General features: G+C 74.8%; 21 protein-coding genes. 6 read left to right on the top strand and 15 right to left on the bottom strand.

Annotated elements, in window-relative coordinates; translation table 11 throughout:
- Positions 1–24 precede the first annotated feature (24 nt).
- Both IEZ31_RS11660 and IEZ31_RS11665 read left to right on the top strand, forming a co-directional pair.
- Positions 25–933 carry a LysR substrate-binding domain-containing protein gene (locus IEZ31_RS11660; protein WP_190249877.1) on the top strand — a complete coding sequence of 303 codons (909 nt, stop codon included), beginning with the start codon at positions 25–27 and terminating at the stop codon, positions 931–933.
- Between the two features lie 125 nt (positions 934–1,058).
- A complete protein-coding gene (locus IEZ31_RS11665) occupies positions 1,059–1,895 on the top strand; it encodes an undecaprenyl-diphosphate phosphatase (protein WP_190249806.1) in 837 nt (278 codons plus the stop codon).
- On the opposite strand, the gene cutA is transcribed toward IEZ31_RS11665, so the two are convergent.
- The gene (gene cutA / locus IEZ31_RS11670; protein WP_190249807.1) at positions 1,892–2,212 is read right to left on the bottom strand and encodes a divalent-cation tolerance protein CutA; all 321 of its coding nucleotides are present in this window, start codon (positions 2,210–2,212) and stop codon (positions 1,892–1,894) included. The two genes, IEZ31_RS11665 and cutA, sit on opposite strands and share 4 nt — an antisense overlap.
- 163 nt (positions 2,213–2,375) lie before the next feature.
- Here cutA and IEZ31_RS11675 point away from each other — a divergent pair, with 163 nt between their 5' ends.
- Positions 2,376–3,005 (top strand): hypothetical protein, encoded by a 630-nt coding sequence (locus IEZ31_RS11675; RefSeq protein WP_190249808.1) that lies wholly within the window; start codon positions 2,376–2,378, stop codon positions 3,003–3,005.
- Here IEZ31_RS11675 and IEZ31_RS11680 read toward each other — a convergent pair.
- On the bottom strand, positions 3,002–4,471 hold the full coding sequence (locus IEZ31_RS11680) for a dihydrolipoyl dehydrogenase family protein (RefSeq protein WP_229834732.1): 1,470 nt from the start codon (positions 4,469–4,471) through the stop codon (positions 3,002–3,004). The genes IEZ31_RS11675 and IEZ31_RS11680 overlap by 4 nt on opposite strands.
- 58 nt (positions 4,472–4,529) lie before the next feature.
- Here IEZ31_RS11680 and IEZ31_RS11685 point away from each other — a divergent pair, with 58 nt between their 5' ends.
- The 3 genes from IEZ31_RS11685 to IEZ31_RS11695 are packed head-to-tail and all read left to right on the top strand — an operon-like array spanning position 4,530 to position 11,106.
- Positions 4,530–6,008 (top strand): hypothetical protein, encoded by a 1,479-nt coding sequence (locus IEZ31_RS11685; protein ID WP_190249810.1) that lies wholly within the window; start codon positions 4,530–4,532, stop codon positions 6,006–6,008.
- Complete coding sequence (locus IEZ31_RS11690) at positions 6,005–6,694, top strand: hypothetical protein (protein WP_190249811.1); 690 nt, start codon at positions 6,005–6,007, stop codon at positions 6,692–6,694. The genes IEZ31_RS11685 and IEZ31_RS11690 overlap by 4 nt, the downstream gene beginning before the upstream one ends.
- On the top strand, positions 6,694–11,106 hold the full coding sequence (locus tag IEZ31_RS11695; RefSeq protein WP_190249812.1) for a hypothetical protein: 4,413 nt from the start codon (positions 6,694–6,696) through the stop codon (positions 11,104–11,106). The genes IEZ31_RS11690 and IEZ31_RS11695 overlap by 1 nt, the downstream gene beginning before the upstream one ends.
- On the opposite strand, the gene IEZ31_RS11700 is transcribed toward IEZ31_RS11695, so the two are convergent.
- The 13 genes from IEZ31_RS11700 to IEZ31_RS11760 form a co-directional block, all read right to left on the bottom strand.
- Positions 11,060–11,794: a B3/B4 domain-containing protein gene (locus tag IEZ31_RS11700; protein ID WP_190249813.1), complete on the bottom strand. Its 735-nt coding sequence runs from the start codon at positions 11,792–11,794 to the stop codon at positions 11,060–11,062. The genes IEZ31_RS11695 and IEZ31_RS11700 overlap by 47 nt on opposite strands.
- A 72-nt stretch (positions 11,795–11,866) precedes the next feature.
- A complete protein-coding gene (locus IEZ31_RS11705; RefSeq protein WP_190249814.1) occupies positions 11,867–13,927 on the bottom strand; it encodes an Hsp70 family protein in 2,061 nt (686 codons plus the stop codon).
- Positions 13,928–13,959: 32 nt separating this feature from the next.
- Positions 13,960–15,237 carry an FHA domain-containing protein gene (locus tag IEZ31_RS11710; RefSeq protein ID WP_190249815.1) on the bottom strand — a complete coding sequence of 426 codons (1,278 nt, stop codon included), beginning with the start codon at positions 15,235–15,237 and terminating at the stop codon, positions 13,960–13,962.
- Between the two features lie 62 nt (positions 15,238–15,299).
- Entirely contained in the window at positions 15,300–16,535 is a 1,236-nt protein-coding gene (locus tag IEZ31_RS11715; protein ID WP_190249816.1) for a glycoside hydrolase family 16 protein, read from the bottom strand.
- A 106-nt stretch (positions 16,536–16,641) separates the two neighbouring features.
- Positions 16,642–18,222, bottom strand: a complete 1,581-nt coding sequence (locus IEZ31_RS11720; RefSeq protein WP_190249817.1) for a methyl-accepting chemotaxis protein — start codon at positions 18,220–18,222, stop codon at positions 16,642–16,644.
- Positions 18,223–18,271: 49 nt separating this feature from the next.
- Complete coding sequence (locus tag IEZ31_RS11725; protein ID WP_190249818.1) at positions 18,272–19,033, bottom strand: SDR family NAD(P)-dependent oxidoreductase; 762 nt, start codon at positions 19,031–19,033, stop codon at positions 18,272–18,274.
- Positions 19,034–19,058: 25 nt separating this feature from the next.
- Positions 19,059–19,985 carry an RNA polymerase subunit sigma-70 gene (locus IEZ31_RS11730; protein ID WP_190249819.1) on the bottom strand — a complete coding sequence of 309 codons (927 nt, stop codon included), beginning with the start codon at positions 19,983–19,985 and terminating at the stop codon, positions 19,059–19,061.
- A gap of 74 nt (positions 19,986–20,059) precedes the next feature.
- Complete coding sequence (locus tag IEZ31_RS11735) at positions 20,060–21,181, bottom strand: MsnO8 family LLM class oxidoreductase (RefSeq protein ID WP_190249820.1); 1,122 nt, start codon at positions 21,179–21,181, stop codon at positions 20,060–20,062.
- The gene (locus tag IEZ31_RS11740; protein WP_190249821.1) at positions 21,178–22,224 is read right to left on the bottom strand and encodes an LLM class flavin-dependent oxidoreductase; all 1,047 of its coding nucleotides are present in this window, start codon (positions 22,222–22,224) and stop codon (positions 21,178–21,180) included. Before IEZ31_RS11740 ends, IEZ31_RS11735 begins: the two co-directional genes overlap by 4 nt.
- Complete coding sequence (locus IEZ31_RS11745) at positions 22,221–23,300, bottom strand: LLM class flavin-dependent oxidoreductase (protein WP_190249822.1); 1,080 nt, start codon at positions 23,298–23,300, stop codon at positions 22,221–22,223. Before IEZ31_RS11745 ends, IEZ31_RS11740 begins: the two co-directional genes overlap by 4 nt.
- Positions 23,293–24,621 (bottom strand): NtaA/DmoA family FMN-dependent monooxygenase, encoded by a 1,329-nt coding sequence (locus IEZ31_RS11750; protein WP_190249823.1) that lies wholly within the window; start codon positions 24,619–24,621, stop codon positions 23,293–23,295. The genes IEZ31_RS11745 and IEZ31_RS11750 overlap by 8 nt, the downstream gene beginning before the upstream one ends.
- On the bottom strand, positions 24,618–25,748 hold the full coding sequence (locus IEZ31_RS11755) for an LLM class flavin-dependent oxidoreductase (RefSeq protein WP_190249824.1): 1,131 nt from the start codon (positions 25,746–25,748) through the stop codon (positions 24,618–24,620). The genes IEZ31_RS11750 and IEZ31_RS11755 overlap by 4 nt, the downstream gene beginning before the upstream one ends.
- On the bottom strand, positions 25,745–26,605 hold the full coding sequence (locus tag IEZ31_RS11760) for a glutathione S-transferase C-terminal domain-containing protein (protein ID WP_190249825.1): 861 nt from the start codon (positions 26,603–26,605) through the stop codon (positions 25,745–25,747). Before IEZ31_RS11760 ends, IEZ31_RS11755 begins: the two co-directional genes overlap by 4 nt.
- Positions 26,606–26,755: the final 150 nt, after the last annotated feature.

Raw genomic sequence — 26,755 nt, forward strand, 5'->3', positions numbered from 1 at the left:
CCGCACCCGCGATAGCCGTAGGCTATCAAGGTGCAGCTCCAACAGCTCCGATACTTCGTAACCACGGCCGAACACCGACATTTCACCCGGGCGGCCGAGCTGCTGGGTGTGAGCCAGCCAACGCTGAGTAAGCAGATTCACACTCTGGAGGCAACCCTCGGGGCGCCGCTGTTCGACCGGTCCCGCGGCACGGTCGTGCTCACCACCGCCGGCGAGACGCTGCTGCCGCTCGCCCGCCGCGTGGTGGCCGACGCCGACTCCGCCCGCGACGCCGTCCAGGAGGTCGTCGGCCTGCGCCGGGGCCGGGTCCGGCTGGGCGCGACGCCGAGCCTGTGCACGTCGCTCGTCCCGGTCGTCCTGCGCGAGTTCCACGCCCGCCACCCGGACATCGAGCTGCACGTCGACGAGGGCGGCTCGCAGGACCTGGTCGCCGACCTGGTCGCGCACGCGCTCGACCTGGCCCTGGTGGTGCAGCCGGCGCGGGGCACCGACCCGGCCCTGGAGGCGGTGCCGCTGCTGCGCGAGAGCCTGGTCGTGGCCTCGGTCGCGCCGCTGCCGGAGCGGCTCTCCCTCGCCGAGCTGCGGCACACCCCGCTCGTCATGTTCCGCACCGGCTACGACCTGCGCGAGGCGACCCTGGAGGCGTGCCGCCGGGCCGGCTTCACGCCCACCTACGCCGTCGAGGGCGGCGAGATGGACGCGGTGCTCGCCTTCGTCGAGGCCGGCCTGGGCGTGGCCCTGGTGCCGAGCATGGCCCTCGTCAACCGGCCGCTGCTGCGCGCCACGCCCCTCGCCGACCCGGACGTGCACCGCACGATCGCCCTGGCCCGGCGCCGCGGCTCGGTCCTGTCCCACGCCGCCCAGGCGATGCGCGAGACGCTGCTCAACCACGTGGCCAGCGGTCCGCTCCCGGTTGGGGTACAGGCGCTGTGAGCCCGTGCTCGTCGATGAGCTCGGTGAAGTTCAGGCACCCATGGCCTGGTCGCCGGGCCGTAGGCGTGGCGCAGCGACGCCCAGTCGGGGGTGGCCATCACGCCATTGTCCGGTAGGTTGCCCCGGTGGACATCTGGCAGGCGGTTGTGCTCGGCGTGGTCGAGGGGGTCACCGAGTTCCTGCCGGTGTCCTCCACCGGGCACCTGACGATCACCGAGAAGCTCATGGGCATCCCGATCGACGACAAGGGTGTCACCGCGTTCACCGCGATCATCCAGGTCGGCGCGATCATCGCCGCGATCATCTATTTCCGGGCCGACATCGGGCGGTTCATCACCGGGTTCGTCAAGGGGGTCGCCAGCGCCGAGGGCCGCAAGCAGGACGGCTGGCGGATGGCGGTCAACGTGATCATCGGGTCGGTGCCGATCGCGATCGTCGGGCTGCTGTTCAAGGACCTCATCGAGGGCGCGCTGCGCAGCCTGTGGTTCGTCGCCGGCGCGCTCGTCGTGTGGAGCCTGGTCATGGTCACCGCCGAGTACCTGGCCCGGCACCGGCGCGGCGAGGGGCAGGTGACCTGGAAGGACTCGCTGGTCATCGGCATCGCCCAGTGCATCGCGCTGGTGCCGGGCGTGTCCCGCTCGGGCGCCACGATCAGCGCCGGGCTGTTCCGCGACCTCGACCGGGTGACCGCGACCCGCCTGTCGTTCTTCCTCGGCATCCCGGCCCTCGCCGCGGCGGGCGCGCTCGAGGGCGTGCAGCGGGCCGGCGAGGTGGCGGAGACCGTCGGCTGGGTGCCGGTCGGGGTCGGGCTCGTGGTGAGCTTCGTCGTCGCGTACGCGTCGATCGCCTGGCTGCTGAAGTTCGTCGCCAGTCACTCGATCGCGTCGTTCGTCTACTACCGCGCCGCGCTCGGCGGCGTCATCGTCGCCCTGCTGTGGGGCGGTGTCGTCGCCGCGACCTAAAGGGTCACCCGCTGGTCCAGCCAGTTGAGGTACGACCGCGTGCCCGGGACGATCGGCACGCCGACGATCTCCGGGTTGGGCTCCGGGTGGCGCTCGACCAGGTAGGCGGTCAGCTCGTCGAACCGATCGACCCGCGTGCGCAGCATGAGCTGCCACTCCTCGGTCTCGACCAGCGCGCCGTCCTGCCACCGCATCGACAGCACCGGTCCGATCACCTGCGCGGCGGCGGCGAGCCGCGAGTGGGTTGCCGACCGCGCGACGTACGCCGCGTCCTGCCGGGCCGTGAACGCCGTCGACACCTGCAGATATTCCGTCACGACGAACCACCGTACCCGAGTGCACCCGGCACACGTATTCTTGCTGTTCAGAGCCGCTCCTCTCCGACATGGACACGCGCCGAGGCGACCGTCATCGTCACGGCCGAGCGCCCGGGCTGACCCGGGGTTGCGGGGTGTGCGCCGGGCCGTGGACGATCTCCGCATGAGGCGGCGGGTCACGGCGTACGTCCTGATCGGATCGGTCGCCGTCGCGGTACCCCTGGCCGGTGCCGCGGCGGTGAACCCGTGGCGGTACGTCTACCTGCTGGAGCTGGGCCGGACGCCGGTCGTGGTGGCCGTGCTCACCGTCGCGCCGGTGCTCGTCGCCGTGGCCGTGGGGCTGCTCACGCGGGATCGCGCAGCCCGGATCGCCGTGGGGTGGGTCGCGGCCGGCCTGTCCATCGTGACGGTGTGCGCCGGCGGGTACCTCTCGACCGCACGGTCGGTGTACGGGGGCGAGCCGGAGGCCGGCTCCGAGATCGTCGCGGTGTCGCCGGACGGGCGGTTCGAGCTCGCCGTCCGGCACTACCCGGTCTTCATGCGGGAGCTCGACGTCTACCGGTTGCGGTCCCGGGCGGGGCTGCTGAGCCGTGAGTCGCGCGACGACGTCGCCTGCTTCGCGTTCCCGTTCGACCCGCTCGGGCCGGCGGACACGTTCGCCTCGGCGCGGTTCCCCGACAACGCCACGGTGGAGATCCGCACCGAGGCGAACGTGTCCTGGACGACCGGGTTCGACCCGCACAGCCTCGCCGTCCCGGCGCGGCTCTCGCACGGGTGCGGGAGAGGCGCCTAGGAGCGGCTCGTCCAGGCCATGCGCTGGGTGTCGAGGGCCTCCAGGAGGTACGACCAGACCTCGCTCAGCGTCGGGAAGCTGCCGATCGCGTGCCACAGTGCCCGGACCGGGACGCCCGCCGTGACCGCCACCGTGGCCGAGTGGGTGAGCTCGGCGATGTTGGTGCCGACGAACGTCGCGCCCAGCAGCGTGTCCGTGCGGCGGTCCACCACCAGCTTCGCGCGGCCGCGGTAGTGGTCGCGCTGGACGCGGCCGCCGTACACCTGGGACAGGTCGGTCTCGACCGTCTCGACGTCGTGGCCGCGGGCCAGCGCCGCCGCCTCGGTCAGGCCGGCCACGCCCACCTCGGGGTCGGTGAAGATCACCTGGGCCACGCTGCCGGCGCGGATGCGGTCGGTGTGGCGGTTGAACGGGGTCTCGTCCAGGGCGGCGCCGGTCGCGCGGGCGGCGATCACCTCGCCGGCGACGCGGCCCTGGTACTTGCCGATGTGGGTCAGGTAGGACTCGCCGCTCACGTCGCCGACGGCGTACAGCCAGGGGTGCCCGTCGACGTTGAGGTGCTCGTCGACGGTGAACCGCTCGGGGAGGCCGGCGGCCGTGGACGCCGGGCGGCGGCCGGCCGCGACCAGGATCTCGTCGACGACGAGCTCCTCGCCGCCGGCCAGGAGCACCACGGCCGGACCGCCGTGGACCAGGCCCGCGCCCGCGTCGGTGACGATCTCCCGGCTGACCCGCTCGACCGACTCGCGGAGGCGCACGTCGACGCCCGAGGCGCGCAGGCTGTCGGCCACCGCCACGCCCGCGAACGGCTCCTGCGACGGCAGGAGGCGGTCCGAGCGCTCGACCATCGTGATCTGCACGGCGCCGAGGGCGCGCAGCCAGGTGGCGGACTCGCAGGCGACCAGCCCGCCGCCGACGATGAGCAGGCGGCGGGGCACCTCGCGGACCGCGGTCACGTCGCGGGAGAACCACGGGCGGGCCTCGGCCAGGCCGGGGTTGTCGGGGCAGTACGGGACGCTGCCGGTGGCCACGACGACCGCGTGCCGGGCGCGGATCGTCCGGCCGTTGACCTCGACGGTCTTCTCGCCGGTGACGCGGCCCTTGCCGCGGATGACGTCGACGCCCCACGACAGGGCGGTGCCGACGAACCCGGTGTCGTCGTAGTGGTCGACGAGCGCGTCGCGGCGGCGCAGCACTCCCTCGACGTCGAGGTGCCGGTCGGCCAGCAGCTCGCGGACGCCCCCCAGGTCGCGCCCGGCGCTCAGCAGGTGCTCCGGGGCGAGCAGCGCCTTGCTCGGCACGCAGGCCCAGAACGGGCACTCGCCGCCCACGAGCTCCGGCTCGATCATGACGGCGTCGAGGCCGGAGAAGCGGGTGGCGTACAGGGCGGCGGTCTCCCCCGCCGGCCCGGTGCCGATGACGACGACGTCCCACTCGGCGCGGTCCGGGTTCACGGTTCCGGTCACAGGCCGGTGAATACCCGTCGCCCGATCGTGAAACCCCGGGTCCCGATATCCTCCACCGGTGCAGCCGGACCTCTTCGACGTGTCGCCGGTCGTCCGGTCCGACGCGCCGGAGGTCCGCTCGCCGGTCGCCGACGCCTCGATGCGGGCGCGCTGGCGGGCGCTCATCCTCACCGACCCGGTCGCCCGGCTGGTCCGCAACGCGGCGCACGCGGGCGTGCACGAGGCGTACGACCTGCGCCAGCTGGCCCTGGCCGCGATCGACATCGCGGTCGCCTCGCTCGGGTTCGCCCGCCAGGTCACCCTCGCGGAGCTGGTCGACGAGATCGCCGGGCTGGCGGCGCTCATGCACCCCGACCCGGCGGCGGCGCTCGACGCGGCCCGCTGGGTGATCAAGGGGCTGCTCAACGACGCCGACAACCAGAGCGCGTTCGTCTACCCGTTCGTGGACACGCAGCGCGGCGCCGCCGAGGAGTACGCGTTCAAGCTGCTCCAGCTGCAGGACGGGCCGGACGGCGCCGTCGTGCTCGCGTCGCCGCAGGCGGTCATGGTGTACCTCAACGGCCTGGACCTGGACGTGGACGACGCCGAGGCCGCGTTCTCCGTGGTACTCCAGCGACAGCTCCGCGACCGGAGGTTCGAGGCCGCCGGCCGCACCGCGACGCAGGCCGAGCGGGTGTCGGTGGCCATGTCGGCGTCGCTCGCCGACGTGCTCGACGCCACCCGGCGCGACGTGCGGGCCTTCGACTGGGTGACCGACGTGCCGCACCGGCTCGAACGGGCGCGCGAGCACGTCGAGGACCGCATCGCCGCCGACGCCGAGGTGCTCAACCACGTCGCCGCGGGCATCGACACCGAGACCGACGGCGCGGTGCGGCGGGCGTCGGGTGACCTCGTCGACACGCTGCGCCGCATCCGCCAGGTCCACCTCGACCTGGCCGAGCGGGTGGCCGGCGCCCGCGGCGTGTTCCTGCAGGCCCAGCTGAGCCAGGTCTTCGCCCGCCGGGTCCAGCTGCGGCTGCTCAACGTCGAGGCCGAGCTGTTCCGGCCGGTGCTGCAGCTCACCCAGCAGCGGGCGCAGCCGGTGGCGGAGGCGTTCGGCGACCGGATCCTGGGCCTGCGCGTGCCCCGGCTGCTGCACCTGGACGGGCTCACCGAGATGCTGCTCGCCCCGCCGCGGGTGACCGAGCCGGCCGAGGCGGAGCCGGAGCTGCCGGGCGACACCGAGGGCGTCGACCTGCAGTCGTACCCGCCGGCCGTGGTGGCGGCGGCCACCCGCATCCTGCGCCGCGCCGAGGACCGGCCGGTCCCGCTGTCCGCGCTGCTCGCCGAGGCCCGCGACGCCGACGAGCGCGAGCTGGTGCTGCTGTCGGCGCTGTGGGCGTACGCGCCCGACGGCACGCCGGCCGACGAGGAGGACGACCTGACGGCGCTCACCGCCGGCGTGGCGGCCGAGCGGTCCGGGGCGGTCCTCGACCACCCCGAGGTGTGGGGCGACGACCTGATGGTGACGTACCGGCGAGAGGAGCCCGAGGCGTGACGGTGCCGATGGAGGACGTGTGGGCGGCGGCCGAGCTGGTCGCGTTCGGGCTGCGGCCCGGCGCCCGGCCGACCGAGGGCAACCCCTATGGTCTGCTGCTCGAGCGGTACCGCACGAGCACCGCCTTCCGCGACACCGTCGACACCGTCGCCGGCGGCCTCGGCCTGGTCGTCCTGGGCGCCCCGCCGCGCACCGGCCTGGTGCTCACCACGCAGCCCGGCAGCGTGTTCGCGGTGCGCATGGCCGACCTGCGGGGCGGCAACCTCGGCGCCGACGACAAGCTCGTCGCGGGCCTGGCCGTGCTCGGCATCGCCGCGTACGCGTTCCCGACCGACGCCGAACTCGACGCGACCGAGGTGAAGATCGTCGAGGTGGCGGCGCTGGACCGGTTCATCCGCGACGCGATCGAGCGGCTTCCCGAGGGCGGCGACGCCGAGCACCGCCGGGCCGCCGACGTCTACCGGCGCACGGCCGCGTTCCGGCCGAAGGACCGCCAGCCCGGGCCGGCCCGCGGCTGCACCCAGTTCGCCGTGCAGGAGGTGCTCGGCTGGCTCGTCGAGCGCGGCGCCGCCCGCGCGATGCCGCAGATGGGCCCGTCGACGTACCAGCTCACCGACCGCTTCCGGCTGCTCGTCGCCGACATGGCCGGCGGCGAGGCGCTCTCCGCGCTGCGGGCGGCGGCCTGATGGCGGCGCCCGCCCGGCTGTGGCGCATCCGCCGGATCCACCTCGACCGCGTCGGCTCGCCGGCCGCCCGGTTCCGCGACGTCTGGCTGGACCTCACCGGCCGCGACGGCCGCCCGCTCGACACCATCCTGTGGATGCGCAACGGCGGCGGGAAGTCGACGCTCATCGCGCTCGTCTGCGCCCTCGTCCGCCCGGACCGGCGCGATTTCCTGGCCACCGCGACGACCGGCCGGCACCTGGAGGACTGCGTCCTCGGCGCCGACACCGGCCACGTCGTCGTCGAGTGGACCGACCCGGACGGGCGGCGGCTGGTCACCGGCGCGGTCTACGAGTGGACCGACCGGGCGCAGCCGGCCGACCCGAACGCGGCGCACGACCGGCTCAAGCAGAGCTGGTACGCGTTCACCCCCGCCGCCGGGGTCGAGATCGAGCAGCTGCCGTTCGCCGGGCTCGGCGGCCTGCCGACCGACCTGCGCGACTTCGTGCGGGCCGTCGAGACGCTGCCGCCCGAGACCGACGCCGTGGTGACCGCGAAGCAGGACCGCTGGGCGCAGGCACTGCAGGACCGCGGCCTCGACCCGGGGCTGTTCACCGCGATCCTGAAGATCAACGCCACCGAGGGCGGCATCGAGCACCACTTCAAGTTCAAGACGTCCGACGACTTCGTGCAGTACCTGCTGAGCCTGGTCACCGAGCCCACCTCGGCCACCAAGGTCGCCACGATCCTGCGCGGCACCCGCGAGCGCCTGGCCCGCCAGCCGCGGCTGCGGGCCGAGGTGACGTTCTGCGACGAGGCCACCGGGCTGCTCGCCGACCTCGGCAAGGCCCGCTCGTCGCTCGGCGCGGCCGAGGAGCTGGCGGCGGCGGAGCGGGCGGCCGCGGCCCGGCTGGCCGGTGCGTTCGCGCTCGCCGCGACGGTCGCGGACGAGGCGGCGGAGGCGGCGCGGGCCGGCGGGGCGTCGTCGCTCACGCAGGCCGAGCGCGCCGCGTCGACGGCGCGGGCGCTGGACGCGCGCGTGCGGGACCTGCGGTTCCAGGCCGCCCGCCAGCATTTGGCGGCAGCGGTACTGCACGTGCGGGCGTCGGCGACGGTCGTCCACGAGCGGCACCGCTCGCACCGGGCCTGGCAGCTGGTGCCGCTGCTCACCGAGCGGGACGCGCTCGCCGGCCGGCTGGCCGCCCTGCGCCACCAGCAGCAGGAGGCCGAGGAGGGCGCCGCACCGCTGCGGCGGGCCCGTTCGGCGGCCGCCGCCGTGTACGTCGCCGCGCTGCGCGCCGCCTGCGCCGGCCTCGACACCGCGGTCGCGACGGCTGGGGCGGCGGCGGACGCGGCGGCCACCGAGCAGGCGGCGGCCCGCGCCCAGGCCGACGCGCTGCGCTCCGAGCTCGGCGGGCTCGACGCCCGCGCCGGCACCGTCGCCCGGGCATTGTCCGCATTCGACAGTGACCTGGCCGCCGCGGTCGCCGCCGGCCACCTGCCGCCGGACGGCGAGCTCGACGCGGCCCTCGCGGCCGGGCGGGACGAGGACCGGGAGGCCGACGAGCGGCTCACGGGCGAGCTGCCGGCCGCCGCGGCCCGGCTCGCCGAGGACCGCGCAGCCCACGAGCGCGAGCGCAGCGCCGTGCAGTCGTCGATCACCGAGCTCACCCATCGGCGGGCCACCCTCGACGCCGAGCGCACCCCGCTGCTCGCCGAGATCGAGGCGCTCGCCACCGACCCCCGGCTCACCGCCCTCACCGAGCGGGACCGCGTCGACCCGGTCGCCGAGCAGCGGCTGCTCGCCGAGCAGCTGGCCGAGGCGATCATCGCCGCCGACCGGCAGCGCATCCAGCTCGCCGTGGCCGACGCCGAGGACGACCGGGCCGTGCAGGCGCTCGGCTCGGCCCGCGGGCTGCTGCCGGCGTCGCTCGACCTGGCCCGGGCGGCCGACGTGCTCGCCGCCGAGCGGATCCCGGCCACGACCGGCTGGCACCTGCTCGCCGACGCGGTACCGCCGGACCGCTGGGCCCTCGCCGTGACGGCCGCGCCCCACCTGGTCGGCGGGCTGCTCGTCCACGACCCGGCCGACCTCGACCGGGCCCGGGCCGTGCTGGAGGCGGCGCAGCTGTACCCGACGAGCGCCGTCCAGGTCGCCCCGGCCGCCGCGCTGCACGCCGCCGTCGACGCGCCCGCGCCGGCCGCCGGCGGGTTCGTGCTGCCGCCCGCCCCGGCCCTCTACGACCGGACCGCCGCCGCCCGCGAGGCCGACCGGCGGGCCGCCGGGCGGGCCGGCCGCGGGGTGCGCGTGCAGGAGCTGCTCGACGCCCGCGACCACGACCTGCGCCTGCGCGACCAGCTGCGGCTGCTCGCCGAGCGCTGCCCGCCGGGCCACCGCGAGCACCTCGACGCCGAGCACGCGCGGCTCACCGAGCTGCTGGCCCGCGCCAACGCCCGCGCGGCCGAGCTCGACGGCGAGCGCGCCGACCTCGACGAGCGGGCCGCCGCGCACGCCGGCCAGCTGCGCGCCCTGGCCGAGCGGCGGCGCATCCTGGCCACCCGGCTCGGCGTCCTCACCGACCTCGCCCGCCGCTCGGCGGAGGCGTTCTCGCTGCGCACCGAGCGCGACGGCCTGCCGGCCGAGCGGTCGTCGTGCGAGCAGCGCCTGGCGCTGGCCGAGGATCGCGAACGGTCGGCGGCCGCGGTGGTCGCCGCGTCGCGGGCCGACGCGGACCGGCACCGGGCGACCCTGCGCGGGTACCTGGCCCGGGTCGAGGAGCTGCACCGCCTCGCCGACGGCCCGGTGCCGGCGCCGCTGCCGGGCCTGGCGGCGGCCCAGAGCGCGTACGAGGCGGCCGACGAGGCGTACGCCCGGCAGTCCTCGGGCTCGGCCATCGAGGCCACCGCGAACGAGATCACCCGCCGCCTGGAGGGCCTGGACCGCCAGGTGAACCAGTTCACCGCGGACGAGCACACGGCCGCGGCCGCGCTGGCCGCCACCGTGGACGCCGCGGACGCCGAGGCCGTCCGGCACAGCACCGAGCGGGCGGAGGAGTCGCACTTCGCGGCCCGCGCCGACGCCACCAGGGCCGAGACGGAGGCCGAGGCCGCCCGGCAGTCCCTGGCGGCGCACGAGGCGGCCCGGCCGACCCCGGCCGAGCTGGAGGCCGCCCCCGGCGAACCGGCCGACGAACCCCGGGACGCGGCCGAGGCGACCGCCTGGGCCGAGGCCCATCGCGAACGGCTGGACGCCGCCCTGCGGGAGGAGCAGGAGGCCCGCGAGCGGGCCGCTGCCGCCGAGCGAGCGGCCGAGGCGGGTCGCCGCCTGGCCGCCGACCTGCGGGAGCTCGCCGCGGACCTGCGGGCCGACCTCGCCGACGAGGTGTCCACTGTGGACAGCATCGCGCCCTTCGCCGGGGACGCCGACGAGGCGCGTGAGGCGGCCCGGCAGGCGCGGCGGTCGCTGCAGGGCGCCGAGCGGGCCGGGTCCGCCGCGCGCAGCCAGCTCCACGGCGAGGTGCACCGGATGGACCGGTGGGCCGGCGAGGAGCGGTTCGCCGCGGTGACCGCCGAGGTGCGCGACCGGTTCCGCAGCGAGCAGAGCGCCGCGCTGAGCGTCGCGGAGGCGGAGCGGCTGGCGGGCGAGCTGGCCACGTACCGGCACGCGCTCGCCGGCGAGCTCGCCGCCGTCGACAAGGACAAGCACCTCGTGGTGACCGCGCTCTGCGCGGAGGTGCGGGAAGGGCTGAAGACCCTGCAGCGGGCCCAGCACCACGCCCAGCTGCCCGCGGGGCTCGCCGACCACCTGCGCAACCGGCGGTTCCTCGACGTCGGTCCGCGGTCCAATGTGGACACCACCGACGCGACGCTGCGCAGCCGGGTCGAGCGGCTCGTCGACCGGCTCGTCGCCAAGCAGGACCCGATCCCCGACGGCCTCGCGCTGGTGTGGGAGGCGACGGCGGCGGTGGTCGGCCGGGGCAACTTCGTCGCCCGGGTGCTCAAGCCGTCGACCGAGCTGGGCGAGGACCGCCAGCCGGTGGAGCTGATGAGCAAGTGGTCCGGCGGCGAGAAGGTCACGATCAGCCTGCTGCTGTTCTGCATGCTCGCCCGGCTGCGGGCCGCGAACCGGGGCGGCGACGTGCCCGGCCTCGGCGTGCTGCCGATGGACAACCCGCTGGGCACGGCCAACTACGTCGCGTTCCTCGACCTGCAGCGGCGGGTGGCCGCCGCGAACGGCATCCAGCTGGTGTTCCTGTCCGGCCTGGGCGACATGCGCGCCGTCGGCCGCTTCCCGAACGTCGTGCGGATGCGCAACACCCACCACCGGGGCCGCAACTACGCCCAGGTGATGGCCCGCGACCTCAACGACGACCAGGTGCTGGAGGGCATCACGACGGCCCGCCTGACCTTCCCGGTGCAGGAGACGCTCCTCTAACCCGGAACGCCGGCTCCTCGCGGCGCAGGATCGCCGTGCGCGGCACGACGTGCCAGGCGTCGGCGATCGCGCCGGCCAGGGCGTCGAGCAGCTTCGGCACGTCCGCCGCGGCGCTCGCGTGCAGCGCCTCGGCGACGACGAGCACGCGGGTGGTCGACGGCCGGATCGCCGAGCGGCCGCTCTGGCGGTTGGTCCAGCGGCGGGCGTGCGCGCGGTCGGCGGCGTCGGCGAAGACCACCTCGCGCGGGTCGGGGTGCTCCAGCTCGCCGCCGAACGTCTCGTACTCCTCGGTGCCGTCCGCGTACCGCACCGCCAGGTCGCCGTCGATCCGGTCGAGGTCGAGCGCGGCGACGGGCACCGCGAACGCGGCCGACACGGCGTTGCAGAGGTCGACGAGCGGGTGCAGCGCGGGCAGGTCGCCCTCGCGCCGCAGGCGTCGCAGGAGCGATTCCGAGGCGCAGCGGTACTGCGTGGGCTTGAGCCCCTGCGCCGTGAACGCCCGGCGCCAGGCCTGGATCTCGGGGAAGCCGCTCTCGGGCCCGTCCGCCAGCCGCGCCCGCGCGACGTCGGTGAACGCCGCCACCGCCGCGGCGACGCCGGCGTCCGGCGTCACGCCGCCGAGGGACAGCACCGCCGGTACCAGAGCTGGATGATCGCGCCAGATCGCGTCAGCGTGCCGGAACTCCACGCCGGCCATCCTCCGCCGCCGCGCGCCCGCCGGGAAGGTCCACCCGCGCCCGGGCGCGCCGGACCACTTCGGTCAGGCGGTCGTGACGGCGAACTCGGCCGTGATCTCGTGCTTGCTGGTCTTTCCGGTCAGCTTGAGGGTCAGCGGCCCGGCCTTCGCGCCGCTCTTCGCGGGCGTGACGGTGGCCGTGAACGCGCCGTCGGCGCCCGCGGTGGCGGTGAACAGGAGTGCGGTCCCGGCCCGGATCTCGACCTTCTCGCGCGGTGCGAAGTGGGTGGCCGTGACCTTCACCTGCGTGCCGGCCCTGCCGCTGGACGGATCGAGGCGGACGGTGGGCCCGGCCGGGCTCGGCGGCACCGAGGACGCCTGGGGCGACGCGGGCACCGACGCCGAGGCGGACGGCGCGGGGCCGCTGCCGAGCAGCTCCTCGACCTTGGCCTTGCCGTCGTTGAACAGCCCTCGGCCCCAGGGGGTGAGGGTCATGATGAGGATCCACGGGAGGACCGGGAGCGCGAGGAACCGCAGCCGCCGCAGCCCTCCGCCGCCGGCTCGGGGCGCGCGCTCGGCCCGGCGGCGCGGCTCGGGTGCGGCGGCGGGCTGGTCGTCGTCATCGTCGTCGCGGGCGTACGCGGGCATGAGGTCCGAGTCGCCGTACACCGCGACGTTGCCCTGGATCGTGACCCCTGGCCCGATGACCACGGACGGCCGCCGGGGAGGTTCCTGGGGCGGGGGCGGCGGCTGGTACGCGGCCGGGTGGGCGCTCACCGGGGCGACCGGGTAGGCGCCGGCGGCCGCCGGGAATCCGCCGCTGGTGGGCGCGGATGGATAGGCGCCGGACTGTGGCGCCGCGTAGCCGGTGGTCGGATAGGGGCTCACCGGAGCCGTGGCCGGCATCGCGGGAGCGGCGACCGGCGGCGGGGCGGCGTACGGCGGCGGGGCGGCGTGCAGCGGTGGGGCGGCGTACGGCGGCGGGGTGGCGGAGGCCGGAGGTTGGGCTGCGGTCGGAGGTGGGGCGGCAACCGGAGCCGGCGGTGGGGTCGACGGCTCGGCGGCGCCGTTGGCGAGCAGGAGGGCGCCGAAGGCGACGGGGAGCTCGGGCTGCTCGGGCACGACCGGGGCGAGCCCGAACCGCGCGTGCAGGCGGCTCGCCACCAGCGGCAGCCGGCTGGAGCCGCCCACCAGGACGATGGCGTCGAGCCGGTCGGCGGCGCCCGAGCGCTGCAGGACGCGGCGGGTCTCGTCCACCGCGCGGTCGACCAGCGGGCCGGCGATGCGGTCCAGCTCCTCGCGGGTGAGGTGGGTCGCCTGGTCGCGGCCGGGGACGTGGATCGGGGCGGTGGAGGCGCGGGCCAGCATCTCCTTCGCGGCGCGGACCTCGGACCAGAACATCCGCCGGTCGCGGAACTCGGCCACCGTGCGGGGCTCGGCGAGCCGCCGCCACAGCTGCGGGTCGGCGGCGGCGACCAGCTGGCCGAGGTGCCCGACGAGCGCGTCGTCGACGTCGGTGCCGCCCAGGTCGTCGAGGCCGCCCGTGGCCAGCACGCGCAGGCTCGGCCGGCCACCGGGCGTGCCGGCCTCGACCACGGTGACGTCGAGCGTGCCGCCGCCGAAGTCGAACACGACGACGCACCGGCCGGGGGCGATGCGGCCGTCGAGGGCGCTCGCGCAGTACGTGGCGGCGGACACCGGCTCGTCGAGCAGCGTCACGGCGCCCAGGCCGGCCCGCTCGGCCGCCGCCAGCAGGACCCGGCGGCGGTTGGCGCCCCAGTCGACCGGGCAGGTCAGCACCGTCGCGCCGGCCACCGGCACGCCCGTCTGCGCCGCCTCGGCCGCCGCCCGGCGCAGGATCGCCGCGAACAGGTCCGCGACCGGCACCTCACGGTCACCGAGCAGCAGCGTCCCGTCGTCGACGCGGCCCTTGGGGTTGGGCTCGAACCGGGACGCGTCGGTCATCATGTGCCGCTCGGCGTCGCGGCCGACGAAGAGGGTGCCGGACACGTCGGCGAACACGGCCGAGGGCAGCAACGGGTTGCCGTCGAACAGCAGCGGCCGGGGCCGCCCGTCCCCGCGGTCCACCACGGCGACCGTGTTCGACGTGCCGAGGTCCACCGCGAACCGGAACCGTCCAGACATCCGTCGGATCGTACGCGGTCGCACCCTGAGGGCTAGCCGGTGACCTCGTAGCGCACCGAGACCTCGTCGGTGAGGACGACGGCGGCGCCGGGCCGGAGGGTCTGGCTGCCGCCGGCGGGGAGCGGCACGGGGCGCTCGCCCGGCTGCTGGATCACGGTGCCGTTGCGCGAGCCGAGGTCGACCGCGACGACGTCCCAGCCGTCGACGCGGATCTCGACGTGGCGGCGGGAGATGCCGTTGTTGGCGCTGGTCACGGTCACGTGGCGGCGCAGGACGGGCTCCTCCGGGTCGGGCAGCCCGGGTGCGCGGCCGAGGATGACCGCGCGGTCGAGCGGGACCGTGTCGCCGCTGGGCAGCCGGAGGTGGCCGGGCAGCGGCAGGGCCACGTCGACCGGGGTCTGCGGCGGCACGGGCACCCGGCAGACCCGGCAGAGCACCGAGCCGGGCGGGTTGAGGTGGCCGACCACGCACCGCACCGCGGAGATCGAGGAGCGGGCCTTCCTGGTGGCCGGGGCCGGGGCGGGCGCCGGGGCGGCCGGCGCGGACCAGCCCGAGACGGCGGACCCGCGCGTCTCGGACACCGCGGGCGAACCGCCCGAACCACCCGAACCGGCCGCGAACGGCGCACCCGCGGCCTCGGCCGCGCCGCGCAGGTCGGTCGTGAGCGGGACGTCGGCCGAGCCGGCGACGGGCACCATCCCGGCCCTGAAGGCGGACGAACCGCCCGGATCGGCAGCCACCGCGGAGACCAGCGGGGCCTCCGCGGTGGGCTGACGCGGGATCGCCGGAGCCCCCGCGGCCGGGCCGGCCGCGGCCTGAGCCGAGCCGGCCGGGGCCGCCGCCGCATCGTCCGGCGACGGCTCCGGCTCGGCCTCCTGGGCCTGCCCGGTCAGGCGGACCAGCAGCGACGACGCCAGGACGACGCCGCGGTCGAGGGGCAGCTCGGGCGGGGCCGGCTTCGGCTCGTACGTGCCGGTCAGGCGGATCGTCGCCACCGGCCGGAACACGTCCCGGCCGGCCCCGTCCGCGGCGCGGACCTTGACGGTGTAGCCGTCGACGTCGAGCACCTCGGCCTGGGCGTCGCCGCGGACCAGGGCCCGGGCGCCGTACATGTCCGCGCGGACGACGACGAAGCTCGCGGTGCCGAACGAGCCACCGGACAGCACGCCCGCGATCTCCGCCGCCGTCGCGCCGGCCTGGACGAGCTTCCAGCACTCCTCGGTCTCCGGATCGCCGGGCGCCACGTTGGCCAGGGCCCACACGCTCTTGCCCGCGAACGCCAGCCAGTCGCCCGGCACGTAGCCCGTCATCGGCGCACGATCCTTTCGCTCCCCCACCGCCACCAGTCGATCAGCGTAAGGGAAGGGAACGATCAGACACGACTCCACTTCTGGTTGGATCCGCCGCCGCACGTCCAGAGTTGCAGCTGCGCCCCGTTGGCGCTGTTCCAGTCCTTGATGTCGACGCACTTGTTCGCCGACACGTTGACCAGGTCACCGGCGGCGGACAGGGTGAAGCGCTGGACCGGGTTGCCGTTGCAGGTCACCAGCTGGATGGGGGTGCCGTCGGCGCTGCCGGCCCCGGCCGGGTCCATGCACTTGCCCATGGCGCGCAGCGTGCCGTCGGCGTTGAAGGTCCACTGCTGGGCGGCCGTGCCGTTGCAGTCGTACATCTGCAGCCGCGCCCCGTCGACCGGGTTCGCCGCCGGGATGTCGATGCAGCGGTTGCTGAAGTTCGAGCGCAGGGCGCTGGTGCCCCCACCGCCGCCGCCGTCGGTGTACGCCGAGACGCGCACGTAGTCGACCAGCATCTGCTGCGGGAAGACGGTCGAGGCGTCCGGGTAGCCCGGCCAGTAGCCGCCGACGGCGACGTTCATGATCATGTAGAACGGGTGGTCGAAGACCCAGCGGTCGCCGCCGAGGTTGGCCGGGGTGATCCGGAAGTACTCCGAGCCGTCGAGGAACCACTGGATGAGGTTCGGCGACCAGTCGACCGAGTAGGTGTGGAAGCCGTCGCCGAGCGGCGCGCCGATGGTGCGCCCGCCGCCGATGCCCTCGGCGCCGGAGTAGCCGGGCCCGTGGACCGTGCCGTGGACCGTGTTCGGCTCGCGGCCGATGTTCTCCATGATGTCGATCTCGCCCTGGGTGGGCCAGCCGGCGGTGCCGTCGCCGAGCATCCAGAACGCGGGCCAGATGCCCTGCCCCTTGGGGATCTTGATCCGGGCCTCGAAGCGGCCGTACCGCTGGGTGAACTTGCCCGAGGTGCGGATGCGCGCCGAGGTGTACTGGCAGTACCCGTAGTGGCACTGGTAGTTGCCCGGGTTCTCCTTGCGCGCCGTGATGACGAGCTGACCCTGGCCGTTCTGGACGATGTTCGACGTGCTGCTGGTGTAGTACTGCTGCTCGTTGTTGCCCCAGCCGCTGCCGCCGATGTCGAAGGCCCACTTCGACGTGTCGACGGGCGTGCCGGCCGGGGCGTTGAACTCGTCCTGCCAGGTGATGCCGCCGATGGCGGCGTTGGCGGCCTGCGGGCGCTCGATGGCGGCGAGCGCTCCGGTGAGCGTCACGGCCAGGGCGGCGGCCGCGACGAGCCTTCGGATAGGACGCATGGGGGGTACCTCCGAATCGATGGTCGGCGATCGATGCGTCCGGCTTATTCTGCGTCCCGAACTAATTAATGGGAAGGGTTGTTTACGAAAAAGTCGGAGATCACTGTCAGTACCGGAAGCGCGACACCAGCGCCTGGAGCTGCGCGGACATGCCGGCCAGCTCGTCCGCGGCCTGGCGGGTGTCGGCCACCGTGTCCGTCGTCCGGCGCGTCGCGTCGGACACGCCGGAGATCGTCGAGGCGATCCCGCCGGCCCCGCTCGCCGCGCGGGCCAGGGTCCGGCTCATCTCCTCGGTCGTCGCCGACTGCTCCTCGACGGCCGAGGCGATCGTGAGCTGGATGTTGTTGATCCGCTCGATGATCGCCGAGATCTCGCCGATCGCGCCGACCGCGCTGTTGGTGTCGGACTGGATGGTGCCGACGCGGGCGACGATGTCCTCGGTCGCCTTCGCGGTCTCCTGGGCCAGGTCCTTGACCTCGCTCGCCACCACGGCGAAGCCCTTGCCCGCCTCGCCGGCCCGGGCCGCCTCGATGGTCGCGTTCAGCGCGAGGAGGTTGGTCTGCTCGGCGATCGCGGTGATGACCTTGACGACGGTGGCGATCTCGGTCGACGACTCGCCCAGCCGGGCCACGGTGGAGCTCGTCGCGTCGGCCACCTCGACGGCCTGCGCGGCGACCGTGGTCGCCTCCGAGGTCGAGCGGCTGATCTCCCGGATCGACGCGCCCATCTCGGCCGAGCCGGCCGAGACGACCTGCAGGTCGCCGGAGACCTCGCCGGCCGCCACCGCGACCGTCCCGGCCTGCCGCGACGCCTCGCCGGCGGTGGTGTCGACGGCCTGCGAGACCGAGGTCAGCCGGCCGGCCGCGTCCTGCAGCGTGCCCGCGTTGCCGGCCAGCTGGGTGACGTCGGCGCGCAGCCGGGAGATGGCCCGGTCGAGCGACGCGGCCATCCGGCCCACCTCGTCGGTCGCGGTCACGCCGGACGAGCGGGTGAGGTCGCCCTCGGCCAGCCCGTCGGCCACGTGCAGCACCCCGCCGACGGCCCGGCGCACCCGCGCGACGACCAGCATCCCGAGCAGCAGGCTGAGCACGACGCCGGCGGCGAGCACGATGCTCACGTTCCGGGTGGCGCTGGCGGCCCGGTCCCCGGCGGCCTTGATGCTGGCGTCGGCCTGCGCCTGGGCGGCGGCCTGCACGGCGGCCTGGTCCGCGCCGAGCGCGCCGTAGCGGGTGTCGTACTCCTGGGTGACCCCCGCCAGCTGCTCCGGCGTGAACTTCGAGCGGTCGACGGCGATGAAGTCGGTGTAGGCGGTCCAGTCCTTGCGGGCCTTCGCGACCAGCGCCGGCCCGCCGGGGGCCGAGGCCAGGCTGGCGTCCAGGTCGTCCAGCGCCTGCTCGACGGCGGCGCGGTTGTTCGCCAGGTTCTGCTGGATCCGGTCCGCCAGCGACGGGTACAGCCGCAGCGCCGAGACGTTGCCGCCGAACCCCTCGATGTTCTTGGCGAGGGACCCGGCGGCCGTCAGGGAGGCGATGCTCGTGCGCTGGGCCGCGGCCGCGTCCTGGTTCAGGCCGCGCACGTTCCGCACGGCGATCGCCCCGACGATCAGGCCACCGGCCACCGCGACCAGCACGGCCGCCGTGATCTTCGTCCGCAGCGACAGGTTGTCGAACGACGCACCGAGTCTCATACCGGCCCGATCGGCACCGACCGGCGGCGGTGTAGGAAAGGTGCGGGAATCAGTCCAGCATGGCGCCGCAGCTCATGTTGATCGCCGTGCCGGTCAGGGTGCGGGCCCAGTCCGAGGCGGCGAAGACGGCGACCCGCCCCACGTCCTCCAGGGTGGCGGGCCGGCCGGTCAGGGTCCTGGCGGTGATCATCGCCTCGACCTCCTTGCGGGCCGGGGAGTCCGCCGGGATCGCCTCCGGGATGCCGCCGGTGCGCAGGGTCACCACCCGGACGCCGTGCGGGGACAGCTCGGTCGCCAGCTGGCGGCGCAGCTGCTCGACCGCCTCGAACGCGGTCTGCAGGCCGCCGATGCTGTAGTCGCGCAGCGGGGCCGGGTCGGACGCGCCGCCGAAGAACAGCAGCACGCCCGAGCCCTGGCGGAGCATGTGCCGGGCCGCGGCCCGGGTGGTGAGGAACTTCGAGCGGACGTTGGTCAGGATCGGGCTCAGGTAGTCGTCGGCCGCCATCTCGACCATCGGCGTGCCCTGCACGTCGTAGTCCGCGATGACGTTGACCGAGACGTCGACCGAGCCGGCGGTCGCGGCGACCGCGTCGGCGTGGGCGTCGACGGCGGCCTCGTCCAGCGCGTCGACCTCGGCGACGAAGGCCGTGCCGCCCTCGGCGCGGATCGGCCCCGCGGTGGCCTCCAGCGTCGCGGCCGTGCGGCCCGCCAGGTGCACCGTGGCGCCGGCGGCGGCGAAGGAGCGGGCGATCGCGCCGCCGATCGCGCCGCCGCCGCCGTAGACGATGGCGTTCTTGCCGTTGAGCAGCACCGGGTTACCTCCAGAATCGGGAATGTCACCCGGTACTACCCGCGGGCGGCGCGAAATCCATCGCGTCCGGCAGGCCGAACCTCGTCAGGTCGGCCGCCAGGAACGACACGACCTCGGCGACCCGGCCGTCCCGCAGGGTGAGGACGTCGAGGCCGCCGGGCACGAACCGGGTGCCGTCCCAGCGGTAGGTGCCGAAGGCCGGCTGACCGTTGGCGTGGGCCGGCACGAACCGCCAGCGGTGGCGCAGCGGGCCGTCGAGGAGGAACCCGCGGATCGCCGCGCGCCCGCGATACGACTGGACGAGCGGCGGCATCGAGTAACGCGCGTCCTCGGTCAGCCGGCGCACGATCGCGTCGACGTCGCCGGCCTCCCAGGCGTCGGCCCACGCCGCGGCGGCCCGGCGGGTATCCGTGTCGGTCGGGGGGACGGGCGGCCCGACCGCCTTGCGGGCCCGCTGCATGGCGCTGTTCACCGCCGGCACGGAGGAGTCCAGCAGGCCGGCGACCTCCTTCGCGGAGAAGCCGAGCACCTCGCGCAGCAGCAGGACGGCCCGGGGCAGCGGCGCGAGGCGCTGCAGGGCGGCGACGAACGCGAGCTCCAGGTGCTCGCGGGCGAGCACGCCGTCCTCCGGCCCGGCGGGGAACGGCTCCAGCCACAGCGGCTCGGCGCTCGGCGACGGGTCGGCCGGCAGCTCCCGCCGCCCCCGCTGCTCGATCATGGTGAGGCACCGGTTGGTGGCGATCCGGTACAGCCACGGCCGCGCCGACCCTGGCCCGCGGTCCTCGAACGTGCCGATCGCCCGCCAGGCCCGCAGCATGGTCTCCTGCAGCGCGTCCTCGGCGTCGTGCAGCGACCCGAGCATCCGGTAGCAGTGGGCGAGCAGCTCCCCCCGCAGCGGCGCGACGCACTGTTCGAACTCCACCCGCCCGACCCTACTGCGTCGATCTTGCACTTGTGGTGCCTGACAAACCCGGACATCCTGGGCGCGTCCTGGCACCACGAGTGCAAGATCGACGCGAAGGGGGGTCAGGCGTGCCACTCCTCGGCGAGCAGGGCGAAGGAGCGGACGCGGTCCGTGTGGTCGTGGGTGATCGTCGTGACCAGGAGCTCGTCGGCCGACGTCGCGCGCTGCAGGGTGTGCAGCTGGGCGGCCACCTCGGCGGGGGTGCCCACGAACTGGGTGTCCAGGCGGTCCTGGACCAGGGCCTGGTCCTCGGCCGTCCAGGGGGCCGCGGCGGCCTCGGCCGGCGTCGGGAACGGGATCGCGCCGCGGCCGGTGCGGATGCTGTGCACCCACAGGCCGTAGCCCGACGCCAGGTGCCGGGCCTCCGCCGTCGTCGGAGCGACCACGACGTCGGCCGAGACCAGGACGTACGGGTGGTCGAGGACCTCCGACGGGCGGAACGCGGCGCGGTACGCCTCCACCGCCTCCAGGACCGTCGCCGGGCTCACGTGGTAGTTGGCCGCGAACGGCAGGCCGCGCTCCCCCGCCACCGTCGCGCTCTGGCCGGCGCTGCTGCCCAGGATCCACAGCTCCACCTTCGCGCCCTCGCCCGGGGTGGCGTGCACGTCCACGCCGTCGCGGGCGTACGTGCCGGCGATCAGCGCGCGGATGTCGTCGACCACCTCGGCGAAGTCCGGGGACACCGCCTCGGGCTGCTGGAGCAGGGCGGCGTAGGCGCCCCAGCGCGGCGACGCGACGAGCTTCGAGAAGTCGAACGGCGGCGGGATGAGCAGGCCGTCGACCACCTGCGACCCGGTGCGCGGCGCCGGGCGGGGCGCGGCGAGGGCGGCGACCGCCTCGGCGCGGCGCTGGCCGGAGCGGCCCAGGCCGAGGTCGAGCCGGCCCGGGTGCACGGCGTCGAGGAGGCCGAACGACTCGACGATCGACAGTGCCGTCTGGTGGCCGACCTGGACCGCGCCCGAGCCGACCCGGATGCGGTCGGTGCCCGCCAGGATGAGGCCGATGAGCACGGCCGGGGCGGCGCTGGCGACGCCGTCGGCGAAGTGGTGCTCGGCGACCCAGTAGCGGTGGTAGCCGAACCGCTCGGCCCGCCGGGCGAGGTCCACGGTGTTGCGCAGGGCCTGGCCGGCGTCGCTGCCGGAGCTGATCGGCGCGAGGTCCAGGATGGACAGGGGGACGGTCATCGCGCGGCCTCCGACAACGACGATGGGAACGGGCGGCTGGGGAGCTCCTTGCGCAGCACCGGGGCGATCTCGCTCTGGAAGAGCTCCAGCGACGCGCGGTGCTGCTTGTCGGTCAGGCCGTCGGCGTCGGCCTGCACGTGCATCACCTCGTGGCCGAGGCGGGCGTGGTAGCGGTGGACCTTGTCGATGATCTGCTGCGGGCTGCCGACCAGGATGGAGCTGCGCTCGATCGCGTCCTCCAGCGTCGGGAACACCGGCGCGACGCCGTAGCGCTTGAAGGTCTCCAGGCGGGCGTCGAAGATCGGGCGGTACGTCTCGATCGCCTCCTGCGACGTGCGCGCCGCGTAGAAGCCCGCGCTCCCGGCGCCGACCAGCGCCCGTTCGGCCGGCCAGCCGTGGTGCGCGAGGCGCTCCCGGTAGTGGTTGACCAGCTCCTCGTAGGGCTCGACCGGGTTGGTGACGTTGGCCGAGAACAGCGGGTCGCCGTGCAGCGCGGCGAGCTCGACCGAGGCCTTGCTCGTCGCGCTGCCGTGCCAGATGCGGATCGGCTGCTGCAGCGGCCGCGGCAGCGCCTCCGCGTCGTCGAGTGGCGGGCGGAACCGGCCCGACCAGGTGACCCGATCCTCCCGCCACAGCTTGGTGAAGAGCTCGTAGCCCTCGCGGTTGCGGTCCCACTGGTCGTCGGCGGTGACGTGGAACAGCTTGGCCTGGGCGGCGCCGTTGCCCTTGCCGACGATGAGCTCCAGCCGCCCGTCGGAGAGGTTGTCCAGGGTGGCGTAGTCCTCGAAGGCGCGCACCGGGTCGAGCAGGCTCAGCGTGGTGACCGCGGTGAACAGCCGGATGGTGCCGGTCCGCGCGGCGATGTGGCTCAGCACGACCGGCGGCGACGAGGAGATGAACGGCCGCTCGTGCCGCTCGCCGACGCCGAAGCCGTCGAAGCCGAGTTGCTCGGCGAGCACCGCGTTGTCGACGACCTCGCGCAGCCGGTCCCGGGGCGACTTCTTGCCGTCGTGGACGATGAGGGTGATGGCCAGGAACTTCACAACACACCTTCCGCGAACGCGTAGGCCTCTTCCAGGTGCGGGTAGCCGGAGAGGATGAACTCGTCGATGCCGGCGGCGCGGTACTCGGCGATGCGGGCGGCGACCTCGGCGTGGCTGCCGACGAGCGCGGTGCCGGCGCCGCCGCGCACCAGCCCGATCCCGGCCCACAGGTTGGGCGCGACGACGAGCCGGTCCCGGTCGCCGCCGTGCAGGTCGAGCATCCGGCGCTGGCCGACCGAGTCGAGGCCGCGCAGGCTGGCCTGCCGCTGCCGGATCGTCTCGTCGTCGAGGCCGGCGATGAGCCGCTCGGCGTCGTCCCACGCCCGGTCGGCGGTGGCGCGGGTGATGACGTGCAACCGGATCCCGAAGCGGATCGGGCGCGCGGCCTCGGCCCGCACCTTGGCCACCTTCTCGGCGACCTGCTCGACCGGCTCGCCCCAGGTGAGGTACACGTCGGCGTGCCGCGCGGCGAGCCGGACCGCGGCCGGCGACGAACCGCCGAGGTAGACGGCCGGCCTGGTCTGCGGCGGCTCGCGCAGCAGCCCGCCCTCGATCGGGTAGTGCGGGCCCTGATGGTCGAACCGCTCGCCGGTCCACGCCTTGCGCACCACGTCGAGGAACTCGCCCGCCCGCTCGTACCGGGCGTCGTGGTCCAGGAAGTCGCCGTAGCCGCGCTGCTCGGCGGCGCTGCTGCCGATGACGACGTTGAGCAGCAGCCGGCCGCCGGACAGCCGCTGGAACGTCGCCGCCATCTGGGCGGCGAGCGCCGGTGCGACGAGCCCGGGCCGGAACGCGACGAGGAACCGCAGCCGGCGGGTGGCGGCGATGAGCGCGGCCGTCGTCAGCCAGGCGTCCTCGCAGTGCACGCCGGTCGGGGTCAGCACGCCGGCGTAGCCGAGCTGGTCGGCGGCGCGGGCGAGCTGGGTGAGGTAGTCGAGGGTCGGCGCCCGGTGGGTCGCCGAGCGGGGCAGCGGCCCGGCGTCCTGCGCGCCGATGATCCCGCCGTGGGTGCCGGCGCCGACGGCGTGGTCGTCGCCGCCGGTCGGCAGGAACCAGTGGTACACCGGCTCACTCATGCGCCAGTCCGAGGTGGCCGCGCAGGGTCGTCGTGGTGTAGTCGGCGCGCAGGACCCCGCGCTCCTGCAGCAGCGGCACGACCCGGTCGACGAACTCGTCGAGCCCGCCGGGCACGATGTGCGGCACCAGGATGAAGCCGTCGGCCGCGTCCTCCTGGACGAACCGGTTCAGCGTCTCGGCCACCGACGCCGGCGTGCCGATGAACGTCTGCCGGCCGAAGACCTCGATGACGAGATCGCGGATGCCGAGGCGCTTCGACGCCGCCAGGGCGCGCCACTCGTTGGCGGTGGCGATCCGGTCGTCGAACATCCGGGCGCGGCCCTTGATGATGGAGTCGTCGTCGAGGACCGGGTCGAAGGCGGGCAGCGGCCCCTCCGGGTCGAAGTCGCTGAGGTCCTTGTTCCACAGCTGTTCCAGCAGCAGGATCGCGGTCTGCGGGCTGACCTGCTGGCGCCGGACCTGGTGGGCCCGCTCCTGCGCCTCCTCCTCGGTGTCGCCGAGGACGAACGTGCTGGCCGGCAGGATCTTCAGCTCGTCGGGCCGCCGGCCGAACCGGGCCATGCGGCCCTTCACGTCGGCGTAGAACGCCTTCGCGTCGTCGAACGTCCCGTGCCGGGAGAAGATGGCGTCGGCGTCCCGGGCGGCGAAGTCGCGGCCCGGTCCCGAGTCGCCGGCCTGGATGATGAGCGGGCGGCCCTGCGGGCTGCGCGGCACGGTGAAGTTCCCCTCGATGTCGACGTGCTGTCCCTTGTGGACGAACGGGCCCGGCGACCCGTGCCGCACGAACACCCCGCCGGCCGGGTCGGCGACGACCTCGTCCGCCGGCCAGGTCGCCCACAGCTCGCGGGCCGTCTGCAGCACCTCGGCCGCGCGCGTGTAGCGGTCCGCGCGGTCGAGGTAGCCGCCCCGGCGGAAGTTCTCGCCGGTGAACGCGTCGGACGAGGTCACGATGTTCCAGCCGGCCCGGCCGCCGGAGAGGTGGTCGAGGCTGGCCAGCTTGCGGGCCAGCTCATAGGGCTCGTTGAAGGTGGCGTTGACGGTGCCGGTGAGCCCGAGCCGGGTGGTGACGGCGGCGAGGCCGGCCAGCACGGTGAGGGCGTCGGGGCGCCCGACGACGTCGAGGTCGTGGATGCGGCCGCGCTGCTCGCGCAGGCGCAGGCCCTCGGCGAGGAAGAAGAAGTCGAACCGGCCGCGTTCCGCGGTACGGGCGAAGCGCTCGAACGACTCGAACGCGATCTGGCTGCCGGAGGCGGGGTCGCTCCACACGGTGGTGTTGTTGACGCCCGGGAAGTGGGCGGCCAGGATCACCTGCTTCGTCATGCGGTCACTCCGGCGGCGTAGCGGTTCGGTGCGGCGGGCAGGCCCAGGTGGCCGCGCAGCGTGGTCTCCTGGTACGCGCTGCGGAAGGCCCCGCGGGTGCGCAGTTGCGGCACCAGCCCGTCGACGATGGCGGTCAGGTCGGCCGGGAGCACCCCGGGCCGCAGGCGGAAGCCGTCGAGGCCGGCCGCCTGCCACTCGACGAGGAGATCTGCGAGCTGCTCCGGGGTACCGGTGAAGCTGAACGCGTCGCTCGAAACCTGGTCGAGCGAGTCCAGGCGTGCCTTCACGGCGGCGTCGAAGAAGACCACGACGTCGGCCCAGACCTGGATCGGCCGGTCGGTGAGCGAGCGCACCTCGGCGGCGATCGCGGCCGCCTGCCCGGCGTCGGCCGGGGTCACGAAGACGACGTCGGCGTTGGCCGCGGCGAACTCGTAGGGCACCCGCTGGTGCGCGAGGGCGGTGACGACCGGCTGGCCCTGCGGCGGGCGCGGCGTGATCGAGGGGCCCTTGACGCTGAAGTACTCCCCGCTGAAGTCGGTGTAGTGCAGCTTGTCGCGGTCGACGAACCGGCCGGTGGCGACGTCGCGGATCTCGGCGTCGTCCTCCCAGCTGTCCCACAGCCGCCGCACGGCCTCGACGTGGTCGGCCGCCTCGGCGAACAGCTCGTCGATCGCCTCCATGCCGGTCGTACGGTTGCCGAAGAAGTGCCGGGACTCGTTCGGGCGGCCGGAGACCTGGACCCGCCAGCCGGCTCGGCCGCGGCTGAGGTAGTCGAGCGTGGCGAGCTGGGTGGAGACGTGGAACGGCTCGGTGTAGGTGGTGGTGACCGTCGGTACCAGGCCGATGTGCCGGGTGACCGGGGCGATCCGCGCCGCGATGAGCAGCGCGTCGAGCCGGCCCTTGACCCGGTCGGCGCGGCCGTCGAGCGCCATGAAGTCGCCGGACTGCAGGCCGAGCGAGTCCTCGATGGTGACGAGGTCGAGCGTGCCGCGCTCGGCCTCGCGGACCAGTTGCAGCCAGTACGCCGTGGTGAACAGGTCGGCCGGCCGGGCGCCGGCGGCGCGCCAGGCCGCGGGGTGCCAGCCGGCGCCGTCGAGGGCGACGGCGAGGTGCAGCTCCTGGGTCATGCGGGGATTCCTTCCGGGCGCTCGGCCGGCGTGGTCCAGTCAAGAACGTTCGGCGTGCCGAACGTGCTGAAGTCGGTGGTGTCGCGGAAGGCCGGCACGGTGTAGAGATCCCGGGCGTAGGCCCACAGGTGCGGATAGTCGGCCAGCCCCTCGCCGTACCGCGCGAGCGTCACCCACAGCCGCACGTCGGCCTGGGTGATCCCCGGGCCGGTGAGGTACCGCCGGGTGGAGAGGCGCTCGTCCAGCGTCGCGAAGGCGTCGAGCAGCGCGGTGCGGGCCTCCGGGTCGGTCGCGGCCTTGTGCGCGCCGTGGTTCACCGCCGGGTTCAGCCACTCGTCGAGCGCCTCGATCTCGTCGCGCAGCGCCTCCGGATAGGTGTCGACGGCCGGCGCGGCGATCGACCGGAACCTCGTGGCGAGGTCGATGCCCAGCGTCTTGTACTCGTTGCTGAGCACCCGGCCGGTCGCCCGGTCCCACAGCGTCGGGACCGAGACGTGCCCGTCGAACCCGGGCTCGGTGGCCTCGTACGCCTGCCGCAGCAGGGTGAAGCCGTTCACGGGGTCGGGCCCGTACCGCTCGCGGAAGGCCCAGCCGCGGCCGTCGCGGGCGTTGTCGACGTACGAGACGCCGACGACGTCGCGGAGGCCCGCGAGCTCGATGGTGATGGTGATCCGCTGGGCCCACGGGCAGAACCAGCCCGCGTAGACGTGGTAGCGGCCGGCCTCGGCCTCGGTGATCCGGCCGGCGAAACGGTAGAGCGGCCGGGGGTCGCCGGGGTCGCGGACGACCCGGTACTCCCCGTACGCGGCGGTGTCGACTGGGCTGGCGAGCCGGCTGGAGCGCGGCAGTCTCGGCATGGTGCACCTCCGAAGCGATAGCCGACTAATCCTACGTGGAAGATATGGATTTGGCCAGGGGTTCGTGACGCGGACCTCGGTTCGTTGACTTGCGCCGATGCGCGCTGCTGCACTGACGGGACGTGACGCCGTGAGCCCGGCTCCGACCCA

This window comes from Dactylosporangium sucinum (assembly GCF_014647515.1).
GTDB lineage: Bacteria > Actinomycetota > Actinomycetes > Mycobacteriales > Micromonosporaceae > Dactylosporangium > Dactylosporangium sucinum.